The 17,918-nt window shown below is 69.5% G+C and carries 21 protein-coding genes; 8 read left to right on the top strand and 13 right to left on the bottom strand.

Annotated elements, in window-relative coordinates; all coding sequences use genetic code 11:
• Nucleotides 1-29: 29 nt before the first annotated feature.
• Nucleotides 30-578: an OmpA family protein gene (locus tag RMP09_RS06705; RefSeq protein ID WP_310565230.1), complete on the bottom strand. Its 549-nt coding sequence runs from the start codon at nucleotides 576-578 to the stop codon at nucleotides 30-32.
• 113 nt (nucleotides 579-691) lie between these two features.
• Between RMP09_RS06705 and RMP09_RS06700 the strand changes: the two genes are divergently transcribed.
• Together RMP09_RS06700 and pdxH are read left to right on the top strand one after the other, a co-directional pair.
• The gene (locus tag RMP09_RS06700) at nucleotides 692-1,333 is read left to right on the top strand and encodes a gamma-glutamylcyclotransferase (protein WP_409559691.1); all 642 of its coding nucleotides are present in this window, start codon (nucleotides 692-694) and stop codon (nucleotides 1,331-1,333) included.
• 21 nt (nucleotides 1,334-1,354) lie between these two features.
• Nucleotides 1,355-1,990, top strand: a complete 636-nt coding sequence (pdxH, locus tag RMP09_RS06695; protein WP_310565229.1) for a pyridoxamine 5'-phosphate oxidase — start codon at nucleotides 1,355-1,357, stop codon at nucleotides 1,988-1,990.
• 38 nt (nucleotides 1,991-2,028) lie between these two features.
• Here pdxH and RMP09_RS06690 read toward each other — a convergent pair whose 3' ends face one another.
• From RMP09_RS06690 to RMP09_RS06665, 6 genes are all read right to left on the bottom strand, one after another.
• Nucleotides 2,029-2,331, bottom strand: coding sequence for a DUF3144 domain-containing protein (locus tag RMP09_RS06690; protein ID WP_310565228.1), 303 nt, complete (start codon nucleotides 2,329-2,331; stop codon nucleotides 2,029-2,031).
• A 97-nt stretch (nucleotides 2,332-2,428) separates the two neighbouring features.
• Entirely contained in the window at nucleotides 2,429-2,905 is a 477-nt protein-coding gene (gene folK / locus RMP09_RS06685; protein WP_310565227.1) for a 2-amino-4-hydroxy-6-hydroxymethyldihydropteridine diphosphokinase, read from the bottom strand.
• A 1-nt stretch (nucleotide 2,906) separates the two neighbouring features.
• Nucleotides 2,907-4,649: a polynucleotide adenylyltransferase PcnB gene (pcnB, locus tag RMP09_RS06680; protein WP_310565226.1), complete on the bottom strand. Its 1,743-nt coding sequence runs from the start codon at nucleotides 4,647-4,649 to the stop codon at nucleotides 2,907-2,909.
• On the bottom strand, nucleotides 4,646-5,314 hold the full coding sequence (locus RMP09_RS06675) for an HAD family hydrolase (RefSeq protein WP_310565225.1): 669 nt from the start codon (nucleotides 5,312-5,314) through the stop codon (nucleotides 4,646-4,648). The genes pcnB and RMP09_RS06675 overlap by 4 nt, the downstream gene beginning before the upstream one ends.
• Nucleotides 5,315-5,322: 8 nt before the next feature.
• Complete coding sequence (gene hda / locus RMP09_RS06670; protein WP_310565224.1) at nucleotides 5,323-6,009, bottom strand: DnaA regulatory inactivator Hda; 687 nt, start codon at nucleotides 6,007-6,009, stop codon at nucleotides 5,323-5,325.
• Nucleotides 6,010-6,026: 17 nt separating this feature from the next.
• A complete protein-coding gene (locus tag RMP09_RS06665) occupies nucleotides 6,027-7,142 on the bottom strand; it encodes an AI-2E family transporter (protein ID WP_310565223.1) in 1,116 nt (371 codons plus the stop codon).
• Nucleotides 7,143-7,282: 140 nt separating this feature from the next.
• Here RMP09_RS06665 and purM point away from each other — a divergent pair, with 140 nt between their 5' ends.
• The 5 genes from purM to RMP09_RS06640 all read left to right on the top strand — a co-directional run bounded on the left by purM (nucleotide 7,283) and on the right by RMP09_RS06640 (nucleotide 11,786).
• Complete coding sequence (gene purM / locus RMP09_RS06660; protein WP_310565222.1) at nucleotides 7,283-8,320, top strand: phosphoribosylformylglycinamidine cyclo-ligase; 1,038 nt, start codon at nucleotides 7,283-7,285, stop codon at nucleotides 8,318-8,320.
• An 11-nt stretch (nucleotides 8,321-8,331) separates the two neighbouring features.
• Nucleotides 8,332-9,528: an MFS transporter gene (locus RMP09_RS06655; protein WP_310565221.1), complete on the top strand. Its 1,197-nt coding sequence runs from the start codon at nucleotides 8,332-8,334 to the stop codon at nucleotides 9,526-9,528.
• A 109-nt stretch (nucleotides 9,529-9,637) separates the two neighbouring features.
• Complete coding sequence (locus RMP09_RS06650; RefSeq protein WP_310565220.1) at nucleotides 9,638-10,195, top strand: isochorismatase family protein; 558 nt, start codon at nucleotides 9,638-9,640, stop codon at nucleotides 10,193-10,195.
• Nucleotides 10,192-10,803, top strand: a complete 612-nt coding sequence (locus RMP09_RS06645; protein ID WP_310565219.1) for a DJ-1/PfpI family protein — start codon at nucleotides 10,192-10,194, stop codon at nucleotides 10,801-10,803. Before RMP09_RS06650 ends, RMP09_RS06645 begins: the two co-directional genes overlap by 4 nt.
• Nucleotides 10,800-11,786, top strand: coding sequence for a GlxA family transcriptional regulator (locus RMP09_RS06640; protein WP_310565218.1), 987 nt, complete (start codon nucleotides 10,800-10,802; stop codon nucleotides 11,784-11,786). Before RMP09_RS06645 ends, RMP09_RS06640 begins: the two co-directional genes overlap by 4 nt.
• Nucleotides 11,787-11,805: 19 nt before the next feature.
• Here RMP09_RS06640 and RMP09_RS06635 read toward each other — a convergent pair whose 3' ends face one another.
• The 5 genes from RMP09_RS06635 to murJ form a co-directional block, all read right to left on the bottom strand.
• Nucleotides 11,806-12,438, bottom strand: a complete 633-nt coding sequence (locus RMP09_RS06635) for an NAD-dependent dehydratase (protein ID WP_310565217.1) — start codon at nucleotides 12,436-12,438, stop codon at nucleotides 11,806-11,808.
• A 47-nt stretch (nucleotides 12,439-12,485) separates the two neighbouring features.
• Entirely contained in the window at nucleotides 12,486-13,391 is a 906-nt protein-coding gene (locus tag RMP09_RS06630; protein WP_310565216.1) for a PA2778 family cysteine peptidase, read from the bottom strand.
• Nucleotides 13,392-13,450: 59 nt separating this feature from the next.
• On the bottom strand, nucleotides 13,451-13,846 hold the full coding sequence (locus tag RMP09_RS06625; protein WP_310565215.1) for a PA2779 family protein: 396 nt from the start codon (nucleotides 13,844-13,846) through the stop codon (nucleotides 13,451-13,453).
• 117 nt (nucleotides 13,847-13,963) lie between these two features.
• Complete coding sequence (locus RMP09_RS06620) at nucleotides 13,964-14,824, bottom strand: SirB1 family protein (protein ID WP_310565214.1); 861 nt, start codon at nucleotides 14,822-14,824, stop codon at nucleotides 13,964-13,966.
• A 26-nt stretch (nucleotides 14,825-14,850) separates the two neighbouring features.
• Nucleotides 14,851-16,416, bottom strand: coding sequence for a murein biosynthesis integral membrane protein MurJ (murJ, locus tag RMP09_RS06615; RefSeq protein WP_310565213.1), 1,566 nt, complete (start codon nucleotides 16,414-16,416; stop codon nucleotides 14,851-14,853).
• 212 nt (nucleotides 16,417-16,628) lie between these two features.
• Here murJ and rpsT point away from each other — a divergent pair, with 212 nt between their 5' ends.
• Nucleotides 16,629-16,928 (top strand): 30S ribosomal protein S20, encoded by a 300-nt coding sequence (rpsT, locus tag RMP09_RS06610; protein WP_310565212.1) that lies wholly within the window; start codon nucleotides 16,629-16,631, stop codon nucleotides 16,926-16,928.
• Nucleotides 16,929-17,077: 149 nt separating this feature from the next.
• On the opposite strand, the gene RMP09_RS06605 is transcribed toward rpsT, so the two are convergent.
• Nucleotides 17,078-17,908: a TIGR00266 family protein gene (locus RMP09_RS06605; RefSeq protein WP_310565211.1), complete on the bottom strand. Its 831-nt coding sequence runs from the start codon at nucleotides 17,906-17,908 to the stop codon at nucleotides 17,078-17,080.
• Nucleotides 17,909-17,918 lie beyond the last annotated feature (10 nt).

Below are 17,918 nucleotides of genomic sequence, written 5' to 3'. Positions count from 1 at the left end.
GGGCTTTTTTGTGGGGAGAGACGAACCGCTTACGGCGCGATCATCACTTCCACACGGCGCGCTTCGGCGTTGCTGCCGGTGGCGGCGGTTTCTTCCGGCTTCTTGAGTTCCAGGCTGGCTTCGTCCACGCCCGCGCCCTTGAGCGCGTCGCGCACCGCAAAGGCGCGCTGCTTGGCCAGTTCGGCGTTCTTGGCCGGGTCGCCGGTGGTGTCGTGGAAGCCGGAGATCACCAGCTTCTTGCCCGCCTTGGCGGCGGCCACGGCATCGCCCAGGGCCTCCACAGCACCTGTGGCCAGATCGGCCTTGCCCGAAGCGAAGTAGAACTTCACCACGCCGTTGTCCACCACCACGCTGGCGTCGTCACCCACCGGGGCGGCGGCCGGTGCCGGCGCAGCGTCGGCGGCGGGCGCGGCCGGAGCCGCTGCCACCGCGGCAGCGGGTGCCGCAGCCTTGTCGCCCGCACCGCCACGAGCCTTGTGGATGCCGATGCCCACGGCCAGACCGACGGCCAGCAGGATGGCGGCAATCAGCACCGCAGCGACGACACGAATGTCCTGATCGTTGTCTTGGGAAGACATGGGCAATACTCCTTGAAAATCGAGATGAATGGATCGAAACCGACAGGCACCGCGCCGCGGCGCCACGGCCGCGAACGAATGCAAAAGACTGACAAAGACAGCCTCTGATTGTAATGGCCGCCCCTTTCCTCACACTGCCCCCCACACCCCGCCCCCGCACCTGGGTGCCCGCCGAACGCGACGGCGCGCAGATGATGGCCGACACCCTGGCCCAGTGGCGCAGCCTCGGCCCGCGGGCCGATCTCTGGGTGTTCGGCTATGCGTCCCTGGTCTGGCGGCCGGAGTTTGAAGCCGCCGAACAGCGCATCGCCAAAGTGCACGGCTACCACCGCTGCCTGCACATGGCCAGCCGCGTCAACCGCGGCACGCCCGAGCGCCCCGGCCTGGTGTTCGCCCTCATGCGCGGCGGCAGCTGCACCGGCATGGCCCTGCGCCTGCCGCACGAGCAGGTGGAAGCCGCCATGCCCGCCCTGTGGGCGCGCGAAATGCCCAACCCGGTGTACGACCCCAAATGGCTGCGCGCCGAGACCGCACAGGGCCCGGTGCCCGTCCTGACCTTCACCCTGCACCCCAACAGCCCCAACCACACCGGCCCGCTGAGCGACGCGCAGTACCGCGACATCTTTGCCCATGCGCGCGGCCGCTACGGCAGCACCCTGGACTACGCGCGCCAGACGCTGGACGGCCTGCGCCGCCACGGCATCGAAGACCGGGCACTGGCCAGGCTGCTGCGCCTGGTCAATGACATCCCCTGATCACCTGCCTACACTGACACCATGAACATCGCCGACCTGCGCAAGAGCTACGAAAAAGCCGAACTCAGCGAGACCGCCTCGCACGCCGACCCGCTGCAGCAGTTCGACCAGTGGCTGAACGAAGCCATCCAGGGCGAAGTGCCCGAACCCAACGCCATGACCCTGGCCACCGTGGGTTCGGACCTGCGCCCCAGCACCCGCGTCGTGCTCATCAAGGGCTTTGATGCGCGCGGCATCGTCTGGTACACCAACTACAACAGCCAGAAAGGCCGCGAACTCGCGGGCAACCCCTACGCGGCGCTGCAGTTCCACTGGGTCGAGATGGAACGCGTGGTGCGCATCGAAGGCCTCGTCGAAAAAGTCAGCGACGAAGAAAGCGACGAATACTTCAAGAGCCGCCCGCTGGACAGCCGCATCGGCGCCTGGGCCAGCCCGCAGAGCGAAGTGATCGACAGCCGCACCGTGCTGGTGACCAACGCCGCCAAGTACGGCGCTCAGTTCCTGCTGCACCCACCGCGCCCGCCGCACTGGGGCGGCTACCGCCTCAAGCCCGACACCTGGCAGTTCTGGCAAGGCCGCAAAAGCCGCCTGCACGACCGGCTGCGCTACACCCTGCAGGCCGATGGCGGGTGGCTGCGGGAGCGACTGGCTCCCTAAACCTCAGATCACTGGCTTCATTGATAAGAGTCGGGAGATCAGGTGTCTTCACTCGAACCCATGTACTTTGAGTAGTTCGTGATGTAGTCGTCGACATTTTCTTCGAGCATCGACTTGTACTGATTTACGAAGTAGTCGATGGTTTCCTGGCGCTTTGCTTGCATCTCCGCAGCATCACCTGCCCAGCAAGCGGCGTTCCACGCTTGAAATCGCGCAGCACCATACATCAGTGAGGCACTCACCTTTCCTCTGCCGACCCCGCTGCAATTTTCATTTGCCAAACGGATAAAGCCGTCTGCACGGTCAAAAAATGTGGGGTCGTCTTTGAGATCTGCACCCATGCCAGAGTTCTCTTTTTTTTTTCATCAATAAGGTGGCGATAAGCGATGGTCACTTGCGGAAAGGCAAGAGCATATTCAGCAGGTGTACGGCGGGCATCTATATGCGGTTAATCGATTGACCCTGCACTGAAAGCAAAGCATCGGGAGATACCGTGTTCGGAGCAATCTCCGCCAGCGGCACCAGCACAAACGCCCGCTCCCCCATGCGCGGGTGCGGCACGGTCAAGGCAGGCGATTCGATGCGGGCATCGCCATACAGCAGCAGGTCCAGGTCCAGCGTGCGCGGGGCGTTGCGGTAGGGGCGTTCGCGGCCGTGGGCCAGCTCGATGGCCTGCAGGGCGGCCAGCAGGGCGGGTGCGGTGAGCGTGGTGCTCACTTCGGCCACGGCGTTGAGGTAGTCCGGGCCGCTGGAGTCGATGGGCGCGGTGCGGTAGAGGCTGGAGGCATGGATCAGCCGCAGACCAGGCGTGTGGTCCAGGCGGTGCAGCGCGTCGCGCAGGGTCTGGGCGGCGTCGCCCAGGTTGGCGCCCAGCGCCACGTAGGCCGTGACTTCCGGGCGCTGCGCAGGCTTCACGTCAGTCGCCGGCCGGGGCGGGGCCAGCGTCACCGCTGCCACCACCGGCTGCACCGCCGCCCGACGGCTTGCGGCGGCGACGGCGGCGTTTCTTGGCGGGTGCGGCGGCCGCACCGTCGTCACCACCCTCGCCTTCGTCACCGGCCTCGGTGTCGTCGGCGCCATCTTCATCAGGCGCGAAGGCGCTGCCGTAGGAACGCGCGGGGGCGGGTGCCGGAGCCGGTGCCGGACGCTGTGCCGGCATTTCCTCGCCGTCCGCGGTGCGGAAGCGCGGGTCGTCTTCGGGCTGTTCCGCGGCCACCGCTGCGGGGTGGTCGGCGTCGGTCTTCTTCACGCGGCGGGCCTTGCCGGCGCCGGCCTTGGGCAGGCCGGCCTTGCGCTGGGCGTCCACCATGTCCTGGCGGTGGTCGTCGTCGGCGGTGCTGAAGGTTTCCCACCAGTGGGCCAGCTCTTCGTCCACCTCGCCGGTCTGCGCGCGCAGGCGCAAAAAGTCGAAGCCGGCGCGAAAGCGCGGCTGGTCGGCCAGGCTGAAGGGGCCGCTGCCCACGCGTTTGTCAAAACGCGGCTGCATGAGCCAGATCTCGCGCATGTCGGTGCCCAGCTTGCCGCGGCCGGACACGTCGCCGATGCGGGCGTCGAACACCTCGTCCACCGCGTCCTGCAAGGCGGCAAAGGGCGTGGGCGGGCGCTGGTTGCCGCGCGGCTTGAGGCGGCGGTCCCAGCCCAGGCGCACATCGGCCCACAGCACGCAGGCCAGCAAAAAGCTGGGCGCCACGGGCTTGCCTTCGCCCACGCGGCGGTCGGTGTCTTGCAGGGCGAGCTTGACGAAGGGGTCGTCGCCGCGCTCGACCACCACGTCCAGCAGCGGGTAGATGCCGGTGTTCAGCCCGGTGGACTTGAGCTGTTCGATGCTGGCCAGCGCGTGGCCGGTCTGCAGCAGCTTGAGCATTTCGTCGAACAGGCGGCTTTGCGGCACGTCGGCCAGCAGGTTGCGCGACGAGGCCAGCGGTGCCAGCGTCTTGGCGTCGAAGCTGAAACCCAGGCCACTGAGCTTGGCGCCGAAGCGCACCGCGCGGATGATGCGCACCGGGTCTTCGCGGTAGCGGGTGGCGGCGTCGCCGATCATGCGCAGGGTCTTGTTTTTCGCGTCGCGGATGCCGTTGTGGAAGTCGACCACGACCTGCGTTTCCGGGTCGTAGTACATGGCGTTGATCGAGAAGTCGCGCCGCGCGGCGTCCTGCTCGATCGGGCCCCAGACGTTGTCGCGCAGCACGCGGCCGCTGGCGTCCACGGCGTGCTTCATGCCCGAGAGTTCGCCCTTGCTGGTGCGCTCGTTGCCACTGACCTGTTCGGCGTCGGCGCTGTCGAGGTAGGCACGGAAGGTCGAGACCTCGATGACCTCGTTGTCGCGCCCGCGGCCGTAGACCACGTGCACGATGCGAAAGCGCCGGCCGATGATGAAGGCACGGCGGAACAGGTTCTTGACCTGCTCGGGCGTGGCGTTGGTGGCGACGTCGAAGTCCTTGGGGCGCAGGCCCAGCAGCAGGTCGCGCACGGCGCCGCCGACGATGTAGGCCTCGAAACCGGCCTGCTGCAGCGTGTGCACCACGTCCAGCGCGCGCTGGTCCACCAGCTTGGGGTTGATGCCGTGCACGCTGGCCGGCACGTCTTCGCGCTTGCCGAACTTGCCGGTGCTCTTGCTGCCGGACTTGCCCAGCAGCTTGTCGATGAATTTTTTGATCATGCGAAGAGGTTCAGGATGCGCCAGCCGCGTTCGGTGGCGATGGCTTGGAGGCGGGCATCCGGGTTGGTGGCCACCGGCTCGTGCACCTTGTCGAGCAGCGGCAGGTCGTTGATGGAGTCGCTGTAGAAGGTGCTGTGCGCCACACGCGACCAGTCCAGGCCGCGCTCGGCCAGCCATTGTTCCACACGCGCGACCTTGCCCTCGCGGAACGAGGGTGTGCCGCGGATGGCCCCGGTGGGGTTGCCCTGGGCGTCGCGTTCGAGGTCGATGGCGATCAGCTCGGGCACGCCGAAGGCGGTGGCGATGGGGCGGGTGACGAATTCGTTGGTGGCGGTGACGATGACCACCTGGTCGCCCGCGGCCTGGTGGCGGCGCACCAGCTCCAGCGCCTGGGGCTGGATGGCGGGGCGAATGATGTCGTCCATGAAGCGGCGGTGCGCCGCGTCGGACTGCGCCACACCGTGCTCGCGCAGGGCCTGCACGGTGAAGCGGATGTATTCGTGGATGTCCAGCGTGCCGGCCTTGTACTGCTCGTAGAAGGCGTCGTTGGCGCGGGTGTGGCTCTCGGCGTCGCGCCAGCCGAGCTGGACGGTGAACTGACCCCAGGCGTAGTCGGAATCGATGGGGATGAGGGTGTGGTCGAGATCAAATAAAGCGAGGCGCATCGGGAGTCTTATTCGTTTTCCAGCATGGACTTGATCAGCGGGATGGTGATGGCCCGCTGGGTGCGCAGGGCGTAGGCGTCGAGCTGGTCGAGCAGCATCATCAGGCTGGAGAGGTCGCGCGAGAAGCGGTTGAGCATGAAGTCCATGACCTCGTCGCCCAGGAACACGCCGCGTTCGTCGGCCGCACGGCGCAGCACCGAACGGCGCTCGGCCTCGCCCAGCGCCTTGAGCTGGAACACATGGCCCCAGCCCAGGCGGGTGCGCAGGTCTTCGCGCAGCTGCAGGTCGGCCGGCGGCCGGTCGCCCGCGGCCAGCACCCAGCGCGCCGGGCCGTGGGCCGGCGCCTGCGCGTTGACGAACCAGTTGAAGGCCGCGGCCTGCTGCTCGGCGGTGTAGAGGTGTACGTCGTCCAGCAGCACGGCTTCCCAGTGCTCGTCGTATTCGGCCGGGTGCAGGGTCTGCGCATCGAGCCAGCCGACGCGGCCGCCGTGTTCGCGCAGCGCCTCGCGCACCGCGCGCAGCAGGTGCGACTTGCCGCTGCCGCCCTCGCCCCACAAAAAGGTGGGCACGGGCGAACGCAGCGGGTTGCCCACCCACAGGCGCAGGTGGTCGAGCGCGGCCTCGTTGCTGATGGCCACGAAGTTGTCCAGCGTGGGCACCGGCGCCAGGCCGATGTCCAGCGCCATCTGTTTCATGGAGGAAGGCCCAGGGGTCATAGGTTGGGATCTTTGGCCACCGGCTGGGCAGCCGTGGCGGCGGGCGCGGCACCGTCGAGGTACAGCGCACTGTTCATGTAGCGGGTCTTGAGACGGCGGATGGCCACCAGCAACACGGCGCTGGCCGGCAGGGCGATCAGCACGCCCACGAAGCCCAGCAGGTGGCCAAAGGCCATGAGGGCGAAGATGACGGCAATGGGGTGCAGGCCGATGCGTTCGCCCAGCAGGCGCGGCGTGACATACATGCTCTCGACCACCTGGCCGACGGCGTAGACCGCGCCCACCAGGGCCACGCCCAGCACGGCCTGGAACTGCAGCACCGCGGCCAGCAGGGCCAGCACCAGCCCCAGGCCAAAGCCCAGGTAGGGAATGAAGACCGCCAGGCCGGTGAACACGCCGATGGGCAGCGCCAGCTTGAGCCCCACCAGGGCCAGCCCCACGGTGTAGAACACCGCCAGCACACCCATGACCAGCAGTTGCCCGCGCAGGTACTGGCCCAGCACCTCGTCGGTTTCGTCCAGAAAGCCTTGCACCACGGTGCGCCAGCGCGGCGGGATCAGGCCCTTGGCCCGCCCGACCAGGTTGGCCCAGTCCAGCAACAGGTAGTAGGCGACGATGGGCGCGAGCACCAGGTTGCCCGCCACCGCCATGAGCGCGCTGCCGCCGATGCGCAGGGACGACAGCAGGCCGTCCACCAGCTCCCCTTCGTGCCCGGAGATGAGCTGCTGCAGCCAGCCGCGCACCAGGGCCACGTCCACCTGCAGTTCCACCCCGAAGCGGCCCAGCACCGGGATCAGCCAGTCGTTGAGCCGGTCCAGCAGCACCGGCACCTGTTCTTTGAGCAACGGCACCTGTTTGGTGATGACGGGCACGATGAGCAACAGCACCGCCAGCATCACCAGCATCAGCAGGGTGAGCGCGACGCCGGCCCCCAGCCAGCGCGGCACGCGGCGCGCGTGCAAACGCTCCACCGCGGGGTGCAGCGCGTAGGCCAGCACCCCCGCCAGCAGGAAGGGCGTGAGCACCGGCGCCAGCAGCGACAGCAGCAGCCAGACCGCCAGGGCAATGCCCAGCCAGGCGGCGGCGCGGATCTGTTGGGGGGTGAAGGTCATGCGGGCGGGCTCGGGACGGGCGGCGACGGGACAGGGCGAACCCTTAAAATCAGAGGCAAATTCTAGTCGGCCCCCTGGGCGCCGGCTGCCCGCTTCCCTTGGCCCTCCTCCTGCCCGCCCGCACGGCGGCTTCCGTTCCCATGACTTCCAGCACCACTCCCCTCTCCTACAAAGACGCCGGCGTTGACATCGACGCAGGCGACGCGCTGGTCGAGCGCATCAAGCCGCTGGCCAAAAAGACCATGCGCGAAGGCGTGCTGGCCGGCATCGGCGGTTTCGGCGCGCTGTTCGAAGTGCCCAAGCGCTACCAGGAACCCGTGCTGGTCTCCGGCACCGACGGCGTGGGCACCAAGCTCAAGCTGGCGTTTGAATGGAACCTGCACGACACCGTGGGCATCGATCTGGTGGGCATGAGCGTGAACGACGTGCTGGTGCAGGGCGCCGAGCCGCTGTTCTTCCTGGACTATTTCGCCTGCGGCAAGCTGGACGTGGAAACGGCCGCGGCCGTGGTCGGCGGCATCGCCAAGGGTTGTGAACTCTCGGGCTGCGCCCTGATCGGCGGCGAAACCGCTGAAATGCCCGGCATGTACCCGGCCGGCGAATACGACCTGGCGGGCTTCTGCGTCGGCGCGGTCGAAAAGAGCAAGATCCTGACCGGCAAGGATGTGAAGCCGGGCGACGTGGTGCTGGGCCTGGCCTCGCACGGCGTGCACTCCAACGGCTTCTCGCTGGTGCGCAAGTGCATCGAACGCGCCGGCAGCGACCTGCCCGCCACGCTGGATGGCCAGCCCTTCAAGCAGGCCATCATGGCCCCGACCCGCCTGTACGTGAAGAACGTGCTGGCCACCCTCGCCCAGCACCCGGTCAAGGCCCTGGCCCACATCACCGGCGGCGGCCTGCTGGAGAACATCCCGCGCGTGCTGCCCGAAGGCACGGCCGCCCACCTGAAAAAGGGCAGCTGGCCGCAGACCGAGCTGTTCGCCTGGTTGCAGAAGGTCGCCGGCATCGACGACATCGAGATGAACCGCACCTTCAACAACGGCATCGGCATGGTCGTCGTCATCGACGCCACCGAAGCTGCTGCCTGCGCCGCCACCCTGCGCGGGCTGGGCGAGACGGTGTACGAGATCGGCGCCATCGCCGCCAAGGGCGACGGCGCCTCGGTGGTCGTGGCCTGACCCTGCCCCGCATGGCCGGCGCCCCGACTCCCCGGCGCCGGCTCCCCGGCGCCATCTGGGCGCTGGGTTTCGTCAGCCTGCTGATGGACATCTCTTCGGAGCTGATCCACAGCCTGTTGCCGGTGTTTCTGGTCACCGGCCTGGGCGCCAGCATGGTGACCGTCGGCCTGCTCGAAGGCGCGGCCGAAGCGACCGCGCTGATCGTCAAAGTCTTCTCGGGCGCGCTGAGCGACTGGTGGGGCAAACGCAAGCCACTGGCGCTGCTGGGCTACGGCCTGGGCGCCCTCTCCAAACCCCTGTTTGCGCTCGCCACATCGGTCGAACCCGTGATCGCGGCGCGGCTGATCGACCGTGTGGGCAAAGGCATCCGCGGCGCCCCGCGCGACGCGCTGGTGGCCGACATTGCGCCGCCCGACCAGCGTGGCGCGGCCTTCGGCCTGCGCCAGTCGCTGGACACGGTGGGCGCCTTCCTCGGCCCGGTGCTGGCCGTGGGCCTGATGCTGCTGTGGCACAACGACTTCCAGGCCGTGTTCTGGGTCGCGGTGATCCCGGCGGTGCTCTGCGTCCTGCTGCTGATGTTCGGCGTGCAAGAGCCCGAACGACCGGCGGGCGCGCCCCGCACGCAACCCATCTCGCGCGAGAAGCTGCGCCAGCTCGGTGGCGCCTACTGGTGGGTGGTCGGCCTGGGCGCCGTGTTCACGCTGGCGCGGTTTTCCGAAGCCTTTCTGGTGCTGCGGGTGCAGCAGGGCGGGCTGGCACTGGCCTGGGTGCCGCTGGTGCTGATCGTGATGAACCTGGTCTACGCGCTGGGCGCCTACCCGCTGGGCAAGCTGGCCGACACCACAGACCACCGGCGGCTGCTCGCCGCGGGCCTGCTGGTGCTGATGGCCGCCGACGCCCTGCTCGCCTGGCGCGACCGCGGCGCCATCGCCTGGGCCGGCATCGCCCTCTGGGGCCTGCACATGGCTCTGACGCAGGGCCTGCTGGCGACCATGGTGGCCGACACCGCGCCCGCCGATCTGCGCGGCACGGCCTTCGGCCTGTTCAACCTGGTGTCGGGCGTGGCGATGCTGCTGGCCAGCGGCCTGGCCGGCCTGCTGTGGGACCGGCTGGGCGCCAGCGCCACCTTTGCCGCCAGTCTGGTGCTGGCCTGCCTGGCGCTGGCCGTGCTGCTGTTGCGGCCGCCACCGGTGCCGGTCAGCACCTGATCCACCGGCGGCTCGTGTCCGGAAACGATCGAAGCTTGTCTGGCCTGATGCCGGACAGACCTTTGTCGCAACAGAACAATGCAGGCCTGTTCCACAAGGAGTTGCCTTCATGAAAACCTGTCTGCTGGTGATCGATGTCCAGGAATCGTTCCGGCGCCGGCCGTATTTTTCCGACGCGGGCCTGCCCGCCTACCTGACCGCGCAGAACGCGCTGATCCACGCCGCGCAGGCGGCAGGCACGCCCATCGTGCGCGTCTTCCATGTGGACGGACCGGACCTGCCCGAGAACGCCTTTGCCCTCGCCTCGGGCGCTGTGCGACCGCTGGACGGGCTGGCCCCCTTCGAGGCGGCGGCCACGTTCCAGAAGTCGCGCCACAGCGCGCTGGTGGGCACCGGGCTGGACGTGTGGTTCACCGAACGTGGCATCCGCCACCTGGTGATCAGCGGCATCCGCACCGAGCAGTGCTGCGAGACCACCACCCGCCATGCGTCGGACCTGGGTTACCGCGTGGACTTCGTGCCCGAGGCCACGCTCACCTTCGCCATGGTGCAGCCCGACGGCCGGGCGCTGAGCGCGGCCGACATCACCAGCCGCACGGCCACCGTCCTGAAGGACCGTTTCGCCCGCCTGTGCAGCGTGGCCGAGGCGGCGCAGGCCCTCGCATGAGCGCGGCCACCCGCCGGGTCGCGATCCTGGCCTTCGACGAGGTCGAGGCGTTGGACTTCGCCGGCCCTTACGAGGTGTTCACCACCGCCAGCCGCATGGCCCTGCGCGAAGCGCCGGCCGCCGCCGCACCGTTCGAGGTGTTCAGCGTGGCCCGCACCCGCCACCCGGTGCGTGCCCGCGCCGGCCTGACCTTGCTGCCAGACCACGGTTTCGCCGATGCCCCGACGGTGGACCTGCTCATCGTCCCCGGGGGCGTGGTGGACCAGGCCCAGCGTTGCCCCGACACCCTGCCGTGGCTGGCACGGACCAGCGCACAGGCAGAGCTGACCGCATCGGTCTGCACGGGCGCCTTCCTGCTCGCAGCCAGCGGCGTGCTGCAGGCGGGCCCGGCCACCACCCACTGGGAAGACCAGGCCGACCTGGCGCGCGCCTTCCCGGCGCTGGAGGTGCGGGCCGGCGTGCGCTGGCTGGACCAGGGCCGGGTGGTCACGTCCGGTGGCATCAGCGCCGGCATCGACATGAGCCTGCACCTGGTGGCACGGCTGGCCGGCGAAGCGCTGGCGCTGCGCACCGCGCGGCAGATGGAGTTCCAGTGGACGCGGGGGTGAGGCCCCCCATCCGGGTGGCCTTCGTGCTGCTGCCCGGCAGCCTGATCCTGGACTGGGCCGGTCCGGCCGAGGCGCTGCGCATCGCCAACCAGTGCCTGGCGGAGTCCGGCCAGGCCCCGGCCTTCGAACTGCGCTTCGTCGGCCCGGCGGCGCAGGCGGCCAGTTCGGTGGGCGCGCTGGTGGCCGGCATCGAGCCGCTGTCCACCATCGCCCCGGGCAGCGACGCCCCGCCGACCTGGATCGTGCTGCTCGGCCAACCCGGCAACACCATCGACGTGCGCGGCCCCGGCGCCCCCGAGCTGCTGCACTGGCTGCGCGGCCTGCGCCTGCAGACGGGACGGCTGGAGCTGGTGACGGTGTGCGCGGGCGCCATCCTGGCGGCGCACGCCGGACTGCTGGACGGCCACCGCGCCACCACCCATCACCACCACCTGGACGAGCTGCGCCAGGCCGCGCCGCGCTGCGACGCGGTGGCCAACCGGGTGTTTGTGCTGGACGGCGCGGTCAGCAGCAGCGCGGGCGTGACCACCGGCATCGACCTGTTCCTGCACCGCATCGCGGCGGTGTGTGGCCCGGCGCTGGCGGCCCGCGTGGCACAGACCATGGTGGTGGCCCTGCGGCGCGGCCCGGGCGACCCGGAACTCTCGCCCTTCCTGCGCTACCGCGACCACCTGCACCCAGCCCTGCACCGCGTGCAAGACGCGGTGAGCCAGCGGCCGCAGGAGGCCTGGTCGGCCCAGACCATGGCCGACGTGGCCTGCACCTCGCCGCGCCACCTGAGCCGCCTGTTTCTGGCGCACGCGGGCATCGCGCCGCTGGACTACCTGCGCCGCATCCGGCTGGACCTGGCCGAGGCCGCGCTGCACGCCGGCTGCAGCGTGGGCCGGGCGGCGGAACTGGCGGGCTTCAGTTCCGACACACAGCTGCGCCGTGCCTGGCACCAGCTGGGCAAGGCGGGCACGCCGTCAACCACCGGGCGCTGAACACAGGGTGGACGGTACGTCAGACGAGGGCTTCGGACAGCAACACGGTGGCGCCGGGCACGGCCGCCAGTGCCGCCCGCAGCAGGTGGTGCGCGATGCGTTCGGGCGGCACCACGCGGTAGCGCGGCGGCAGCAGCGGCCGCAGCCATTGCGACACGCGCACACCGATCTGCTCCGCGGGCCGCGGCTCCTGGCGGTCGCCACCGATCAGCCCCGGCCGCACCAGCGTCAGCGACGGATACCCCAACGCCTGCAAGTCGCGTTCGAGTTCGCCCTTGGTGCGCGAATAGAACACCGGCGACCGCGGGTCGGCCCCCAGCGCCGAATTGAGTGCATAGGCCCGGGCGCCGTGGCGCAAGGCAAGCTGCGCCGCGCGCAGCGGCAGGTCGTGGTCCACGCGGTAGAAGGCGGCCTGCGAGCCGGCGACCTTGATGGTGGTGCCCAGGGTGCAGACCACCGCGTCCACCGCCCACCAGGGCGCGTCTTCGGGCAGGTGGTCGAAGTCCACCACCGGGTTGTGCAGCTTGGGGTGCGCCGGCAGCGCGCGGCGCGTGGGCGCGACGACCCGGCCCACCTGGTCACTCGCCAGCGCCTGTTGCAGCACCTGCTGCCCCACCAGCCCGGTCGCGCCGACCAGCATCACGGTTTTCATGGACTTGCCCCGTTCGTCAAAAGACGGGATTGTCCGCCCCGCCCCGCTCAGCGCTGTGTGCGTTGTGCAATCTGCTGCTGCAGTGCCTGGTACACGGCCAGCCGGGGGCCCCCCAGGGCCACGGCGCGGTTGGCGGCGGCTTGCGCGGCCGGCAACCGGTCCAGTTCGAGCTGCACCTGGGCCAGGTTGTGCCAGGCGTCGGCAAAGTCCGGCTGCGCCTGCGTGGCGGCGTCAAAGGCCTGCGCCGCGCGTTCGCGCTGGCCCATGGCGTACGCGGCATTGCCCAGCCCCAGCAGGGCCGATCGGTCGCCCGGCCAGCGCTGCAGCGCGGTGGCCCAGGCGGTGTAGGCCGCTGGCGGGTCCACCCGCTCCAGGGCCGCCACCGCACGCGCCCAGGGCTCGGGCTGTGCCGTGGCCGGCAATTGCGCGGGCGGCGTGGCGCGCAGCGCCCAGTTGCCGCCGCGCGCCCAGGTCTGCTCGAAGGTGCTGACCGGCAGGCGCTGGCGTGCCGTGGTGCCGGAATGCAGGATCAGGTCCTGCGTGGCGCGGTCGTAGCCGATCACCACCGCGTAGTGCCACAGCGGCGAAAAAGACAAGCCGAGGTTCTGCAGCACCAGCACCGGCTCGCCCGCGGTCACCTCGGCCAGCAGGGCCTGCAGTTCGGGGGCCAGCGGGTACGGCACCAGGCCCAGGCGGCGCGTGGCGGCCAGCATTTCGACCTGCAGCGCGCCCTGGCGCCCCGGCAGGTAGACCTGGGGCGTGAGCTGCGCGGGGGTGACCCCACGCCCAGCGGCCTGGGCCACCATGGCCAGCGAGGCGGGGCCACAGAGGTGGTCGTCCTGCGCAAAAAAGGGCACCGTGCCCAGCAGCATCTGGTCGGGCCAGGCGGGCGGCCAGGCGCGTTCGAGCGCGGCCATCTGCGGCGCCGTGGCGCAGCCGCCCAGGACCAGCACGGCACAAAGCACAAGCCCCGCCAGGGCGGGGCTTGTGCGGGCCGACGGCCGCCCAGGGGTCATCGGATCGCGCGGGTGAACGGGAACACCTTGGTGAAGCCCAGGATGTCGGTCACCAGCAGGATCAGGAACACGGTGAACAGCACGCCCACCACACCGCCGCCGGCGGGCGCGCGGTCCACGCGGTCGGCCAGCTGGGCCACTTCGGCGTCGCTCATGGCCTGCACGCGGGCCACGGCGTCGTCGGCGCTCACGCCCTGGGCCTGCAGCTGCTGGCGCACGTCGTCGCGCGAGAAGAAAGCAGTGACGCGTTCGCGGTTCGCCGCACTGGCCGGGGTGGTGACCAGGGCCTCTTCGCTGGTGACCAGGGCGGCCTGGGCCGACAGGGGCAAGCCGCCCAGCAGCAGGCAGGGAATGAGGGCAGAGGCGATCAGGCGTTGGACGTTTTTGGACATGGCAGGTGCGGCCAGAAGCCGCAGTGGTGACGGAAGCCGCATGGTGGGCGTGTCGGCCAGGCGCGTCAACGCGACTTACACCGAGAAACACGGCTTTGCGCCGTGACACATATCAGCTCAGCTGAGCGCGCGCCTGAGTTCCTGCACCCGCTGGGTCATGGCCTCGCGGTCCAGCGCATCGTCGGTGTGGGCGATGTAGATCGACAGGTCGTCCACCGCCAGCCGGGCATCGCCCATCTCGGCCCAGGCCAGGCCACGGTCGCGGTACTCGATCCAGGCGTCGGGCAGCAGCACCAGCAGGCGGTCCTGCACGGCGATCAGGCGCAGCCAGTCTTCGGCGGTGCGGTGGATTTCCTTGAGGTTGCGCAGCATGCGCGCCAGGACGTCGCGCCCCGGCGCGGCCTGCAGGTACAGCCCCACCGGCACGTCGAAATCGTCCACCAGTCCGTTGCGGCGCTTGTAGGGCTCCAGCCGCTCCGACAGCTCCTCGCGGCTGAGCGACTGGCCGGTGAACGGGTCGATCACCACCTGCCCGTTGGGCAGATTGACCTTGACCATGAAGTGGCCCGGAAAATTGATGCCCATGGCCTTCAGGCCCATGCCCTGCGCCAGTTCCAGCCACAGCACGGCCAGGGTGATGGGGATGCCGCGCCGCGTCTTGAGCAGCACGTTGAGGTAGCTGTTGTCGGGGTCGTAGTAGTTGTTGACGTTGCCGCCAAAACCCAGGTCGCGGAAGAAGAACTGGTTGAGGGCGCGCAGGCGCTGCAGGGCGTCGGCGTCGGCCGGGGTGCGGCGGCGCAGGCGCGCCAGCAGCTGGTCCACATCGCCCAGCACGGTCTGCACGTCCAGGTCGGGGTATTCGTCCTGCGCGATGGACGCCGCCGCCTCCAGCAGGGGCAACTGATCGTCGTCGCCGACCAGACTGGCAAAGTAGGCCAGCGGCGTGGGCGGGGTCAGGAAGTCAAACGCAGGGGGCATGGCGATTTCCAGCGCGCATCGGGGCTTTATTTTCGGACGAATTGGCGCAGCTTCACACCGGCCAGCGTCAGGCTGACGAAGTAGACCAGCACCGCCCCCGCTACCGACAGCGCCAGCAGGCCGACCCGCTGCAGCGCGTGGGCCTGCAGTGCCACCCAGTCCACATGGGCGGCCAGCCACATCAGGTACACCGCCAGCAGCGCGCTGGCCGCCAGCACCTGCAGCCCGAACCGCGCCCAGCCGGCCGAGGGGGTGTAGGCGCCGCGGCGGATCAGGCCGATCAGCAGCCACAGCGCGTTGACCATCGCGCCCAGGCCGATGGCCAGCGCCAGCCCGGCGTGCGCGAGGTACGGCACAAACACCAGGTTCATCAGCTGCGTCAGCGCCAGCACCACCACCGCGATCTTCACCGGGGTGCGGATGTCCTGCCGCGCATAGAAGCCCGGCGCCAGCACCTTGATGGCGATCAGGCCCAGCAGTCCGGCGCCGTAACCCATCAGCGCCACGGTGGTCTGCTGCACGTCGGTGCTGCTGAAGGCGCCGTAGTGGTAGAGCACGGCCACCAGCGGCCGGGCGAAGGTGAGCAGGGCCACCGCGCAGGGCACGGCCAGCAGCACCACCAGACGCAGGCCCCAGTCCAGCAGGCCGCTGTAGCGGTCTCCGTCGTCGGCCGCCCGGGCCGCGGCCAGCTGCGGCAGCAACACCACGCCCAGGGCCACGCCCAGCATGGCGGTGGGGAATTCCATCAGACGGTCGGCGTAGGTCAACCAGCTGACGCTGCCGGTGGTCAGGTGCGAGGCGATCTGGGTGTTGATGAGCAGCGAGATCTGCGCCACGCTGACGCCCAGCAGGGCCGGCAGCATGAGCGTGGTGACGCGGCGCGTGCCGGGGTGGTTCCAGGCCGCCTGGAGCGTGGCCCAGCGCAGGCCGATGCGCGGCAGCATGCCCAGGCGGCGCAGCGCGGGAATCTGCACCGCCAGCTGCAGCGTGCCGCCCAGCAGCACGCCGCCGACCATGGCGTAGATGGGTTCGATGCCCAGCGTCTGGAGCCACGGCGCGCCCCAGCCGGCGGCGGCGATCATGGCCACGTTCAGCAGCACCGGCGTGGCGGCGGGCACGGCAAAGTGCTTCCAGGTGTTCAGGATGCCGGCCGACAGCGCCACGAAGGACATGAAGCCGATGTAAGGGAACATCCAGCGCGTCATGAACACCGCCGCCTCGAACCCGTGCGGGTTCTGCTGCAGGCCGCTGGCCATGGCCCAGACCAGCACCGGCGCCCCCGCCACGCCCAGCACGCAGGTGAGCGTGAGCGCCCAGGCCAGCACGGTGGCGATCTGGTCCACCATCTGGCGGGTGGCGTCGTCGCCCTCCTTCTGGCGCGCGGCGGCCAGCACCGGCACGAAGGCCTGGCTGAACGCGCCTTCGGCGAACAGGCGGCGCAGCAGGTTGGGGATGCGGAAGGCGACGTTGAAGGCGTCGGTCAGCGCACTGGCGCCAAAAGCCGAGGCCATGAGCAGTTCGCGCACCAACCCGGTGATGCGCGAGGCCAGGGTCAGCAGGGAGACGAGCGAGGCGGATTTGAAGAGCGACACGCGAGGAGTGTAAGAGCACCCCCTGCGCTGCCTTCGGCGCCGCCGCCCGCGCTCTGGCACCTGCGGCCTGGAAGGGGAACACGGCCAGCGGCGGACTCAAGCCCTTTCACGGGCACCGCGGGCTGAATGCAGGTGGGTAGCGAGCGATGGAGCGCCGGGCTATAATGTTCGGCTTTGCTGGCATCATCCCAAACACGTAAAGGAATCACACCATGGCAACCAAGCCGAAGAAAAAGAACCCCCGTCTGGCGTCTGGCCGCAAGCGTGCACGCCAGGACGTCAAGCTGAACGCAGCCAACACCTCGCTGCGTTCGAAGTACCGCACCGCCGTCAAGAACGTCGAAAAGGCTGTTCTGGCCGGCGACAAGACCAAGGCCGCCGAGCTGTTCGCCAAGATGCAGACCGTGGTCGACACCGTCGCCGACAAGGGCATCTTCCACAAGAACAAGGCCGCTCGCGACAAGAGCCGCCTGTCCTCCAAGGTCAAGGCCCTGGCCACCGCCGCCGCTTAATTTCAGCGACGGCCGGCCTGCCCCGGCAGGCCATCAGCCCGGACCGATGCATCGCCGATGCCCCGGTCTGCCGTTTGAAACGGTGCGCTGCCAGCAAAAAGAGAAAACCGCCCTTCGGGGCGGTTTTTCTTTGGGCGCTCACCTGGCGGTCAGTCGTCGTCCCCGCCGATGAAGCCGCCCAGCAGGCTGCCGCCCAGGATGCCACCGGCCAGACCACCCTGCTCGCCACCGCGGCCGCCGCCACCCTGGCTCATGGGTGCCGCCGCGAAGATGCGCGAGGCCAGGCGAGCGAACGGCAGCGACTGGATCCACACCGTGCCCGGGCCGCGCAGCGTGGCGAGGAACAGGCCCTCACCACCGAACAGCGCGGTCTTCACGCCGCCCACGAACTGGATGTCGAAGTCCACGTCCGGCGTGTAGGCGACCACGCAGCCGGTGTCCACGCGCAGCACCTCGCCGGGGGCGAGCTTGCGTTCGAGCACTGTGCCACCCGAATGCACGAAGGCCAGACCGTCGCCGTCAAGCTTCTGCATGATGAAGCCCTCGCCGCCGAAGAAGCCGGTGCCCAGCTTGCGCTGGAAGGCCACACCCAGGGCCACGCCCTTGGCGGCGCAGAGGAAGGCGTCTCGCTGGCAGATCAGGGTGCCGCCGTGCTGGCTCAGGTCGAACGGGATGATCTTGCCGGTGTAGGGCGCAGCGAAAGCGACCTTCTTCTTGCCACGGCCTTCGTTGGTGTAGACCGTGGTGAACAGCGACTCCCCGGTGATCAGGCGCTTGCCCGCGCCCAGCAGCTTGCCGAACAGGCCGCCACCGCCGGAGCCGGCCGAACCGTCGCCGAAGACGGTGTCCATGCGGATGCCGTCTTCCATGTACATCATGCTGCCGGCTTCGCCGATGGCGGCCTCACCGGGGTCGAGTTCGATTTCGACGAACTGCATGTCGTCGCCGTGCAATTGGTAATCCACCACATCCATCGCCATGGTTTGCTCC

The sequence above is a fragment of the Hydrogenophaga sp. genome, from assembly GCF_031426985.1.
Taxonomy (GTDB): Bacteria; Pseudomonadota; Gammaproteobacteria; order Burkholderiales; family Burkholderiaceae_C; genus Hydrogenophaga.
This window is presented reverse-complemented; position numbering and strand designations above follow the sequence as displayed.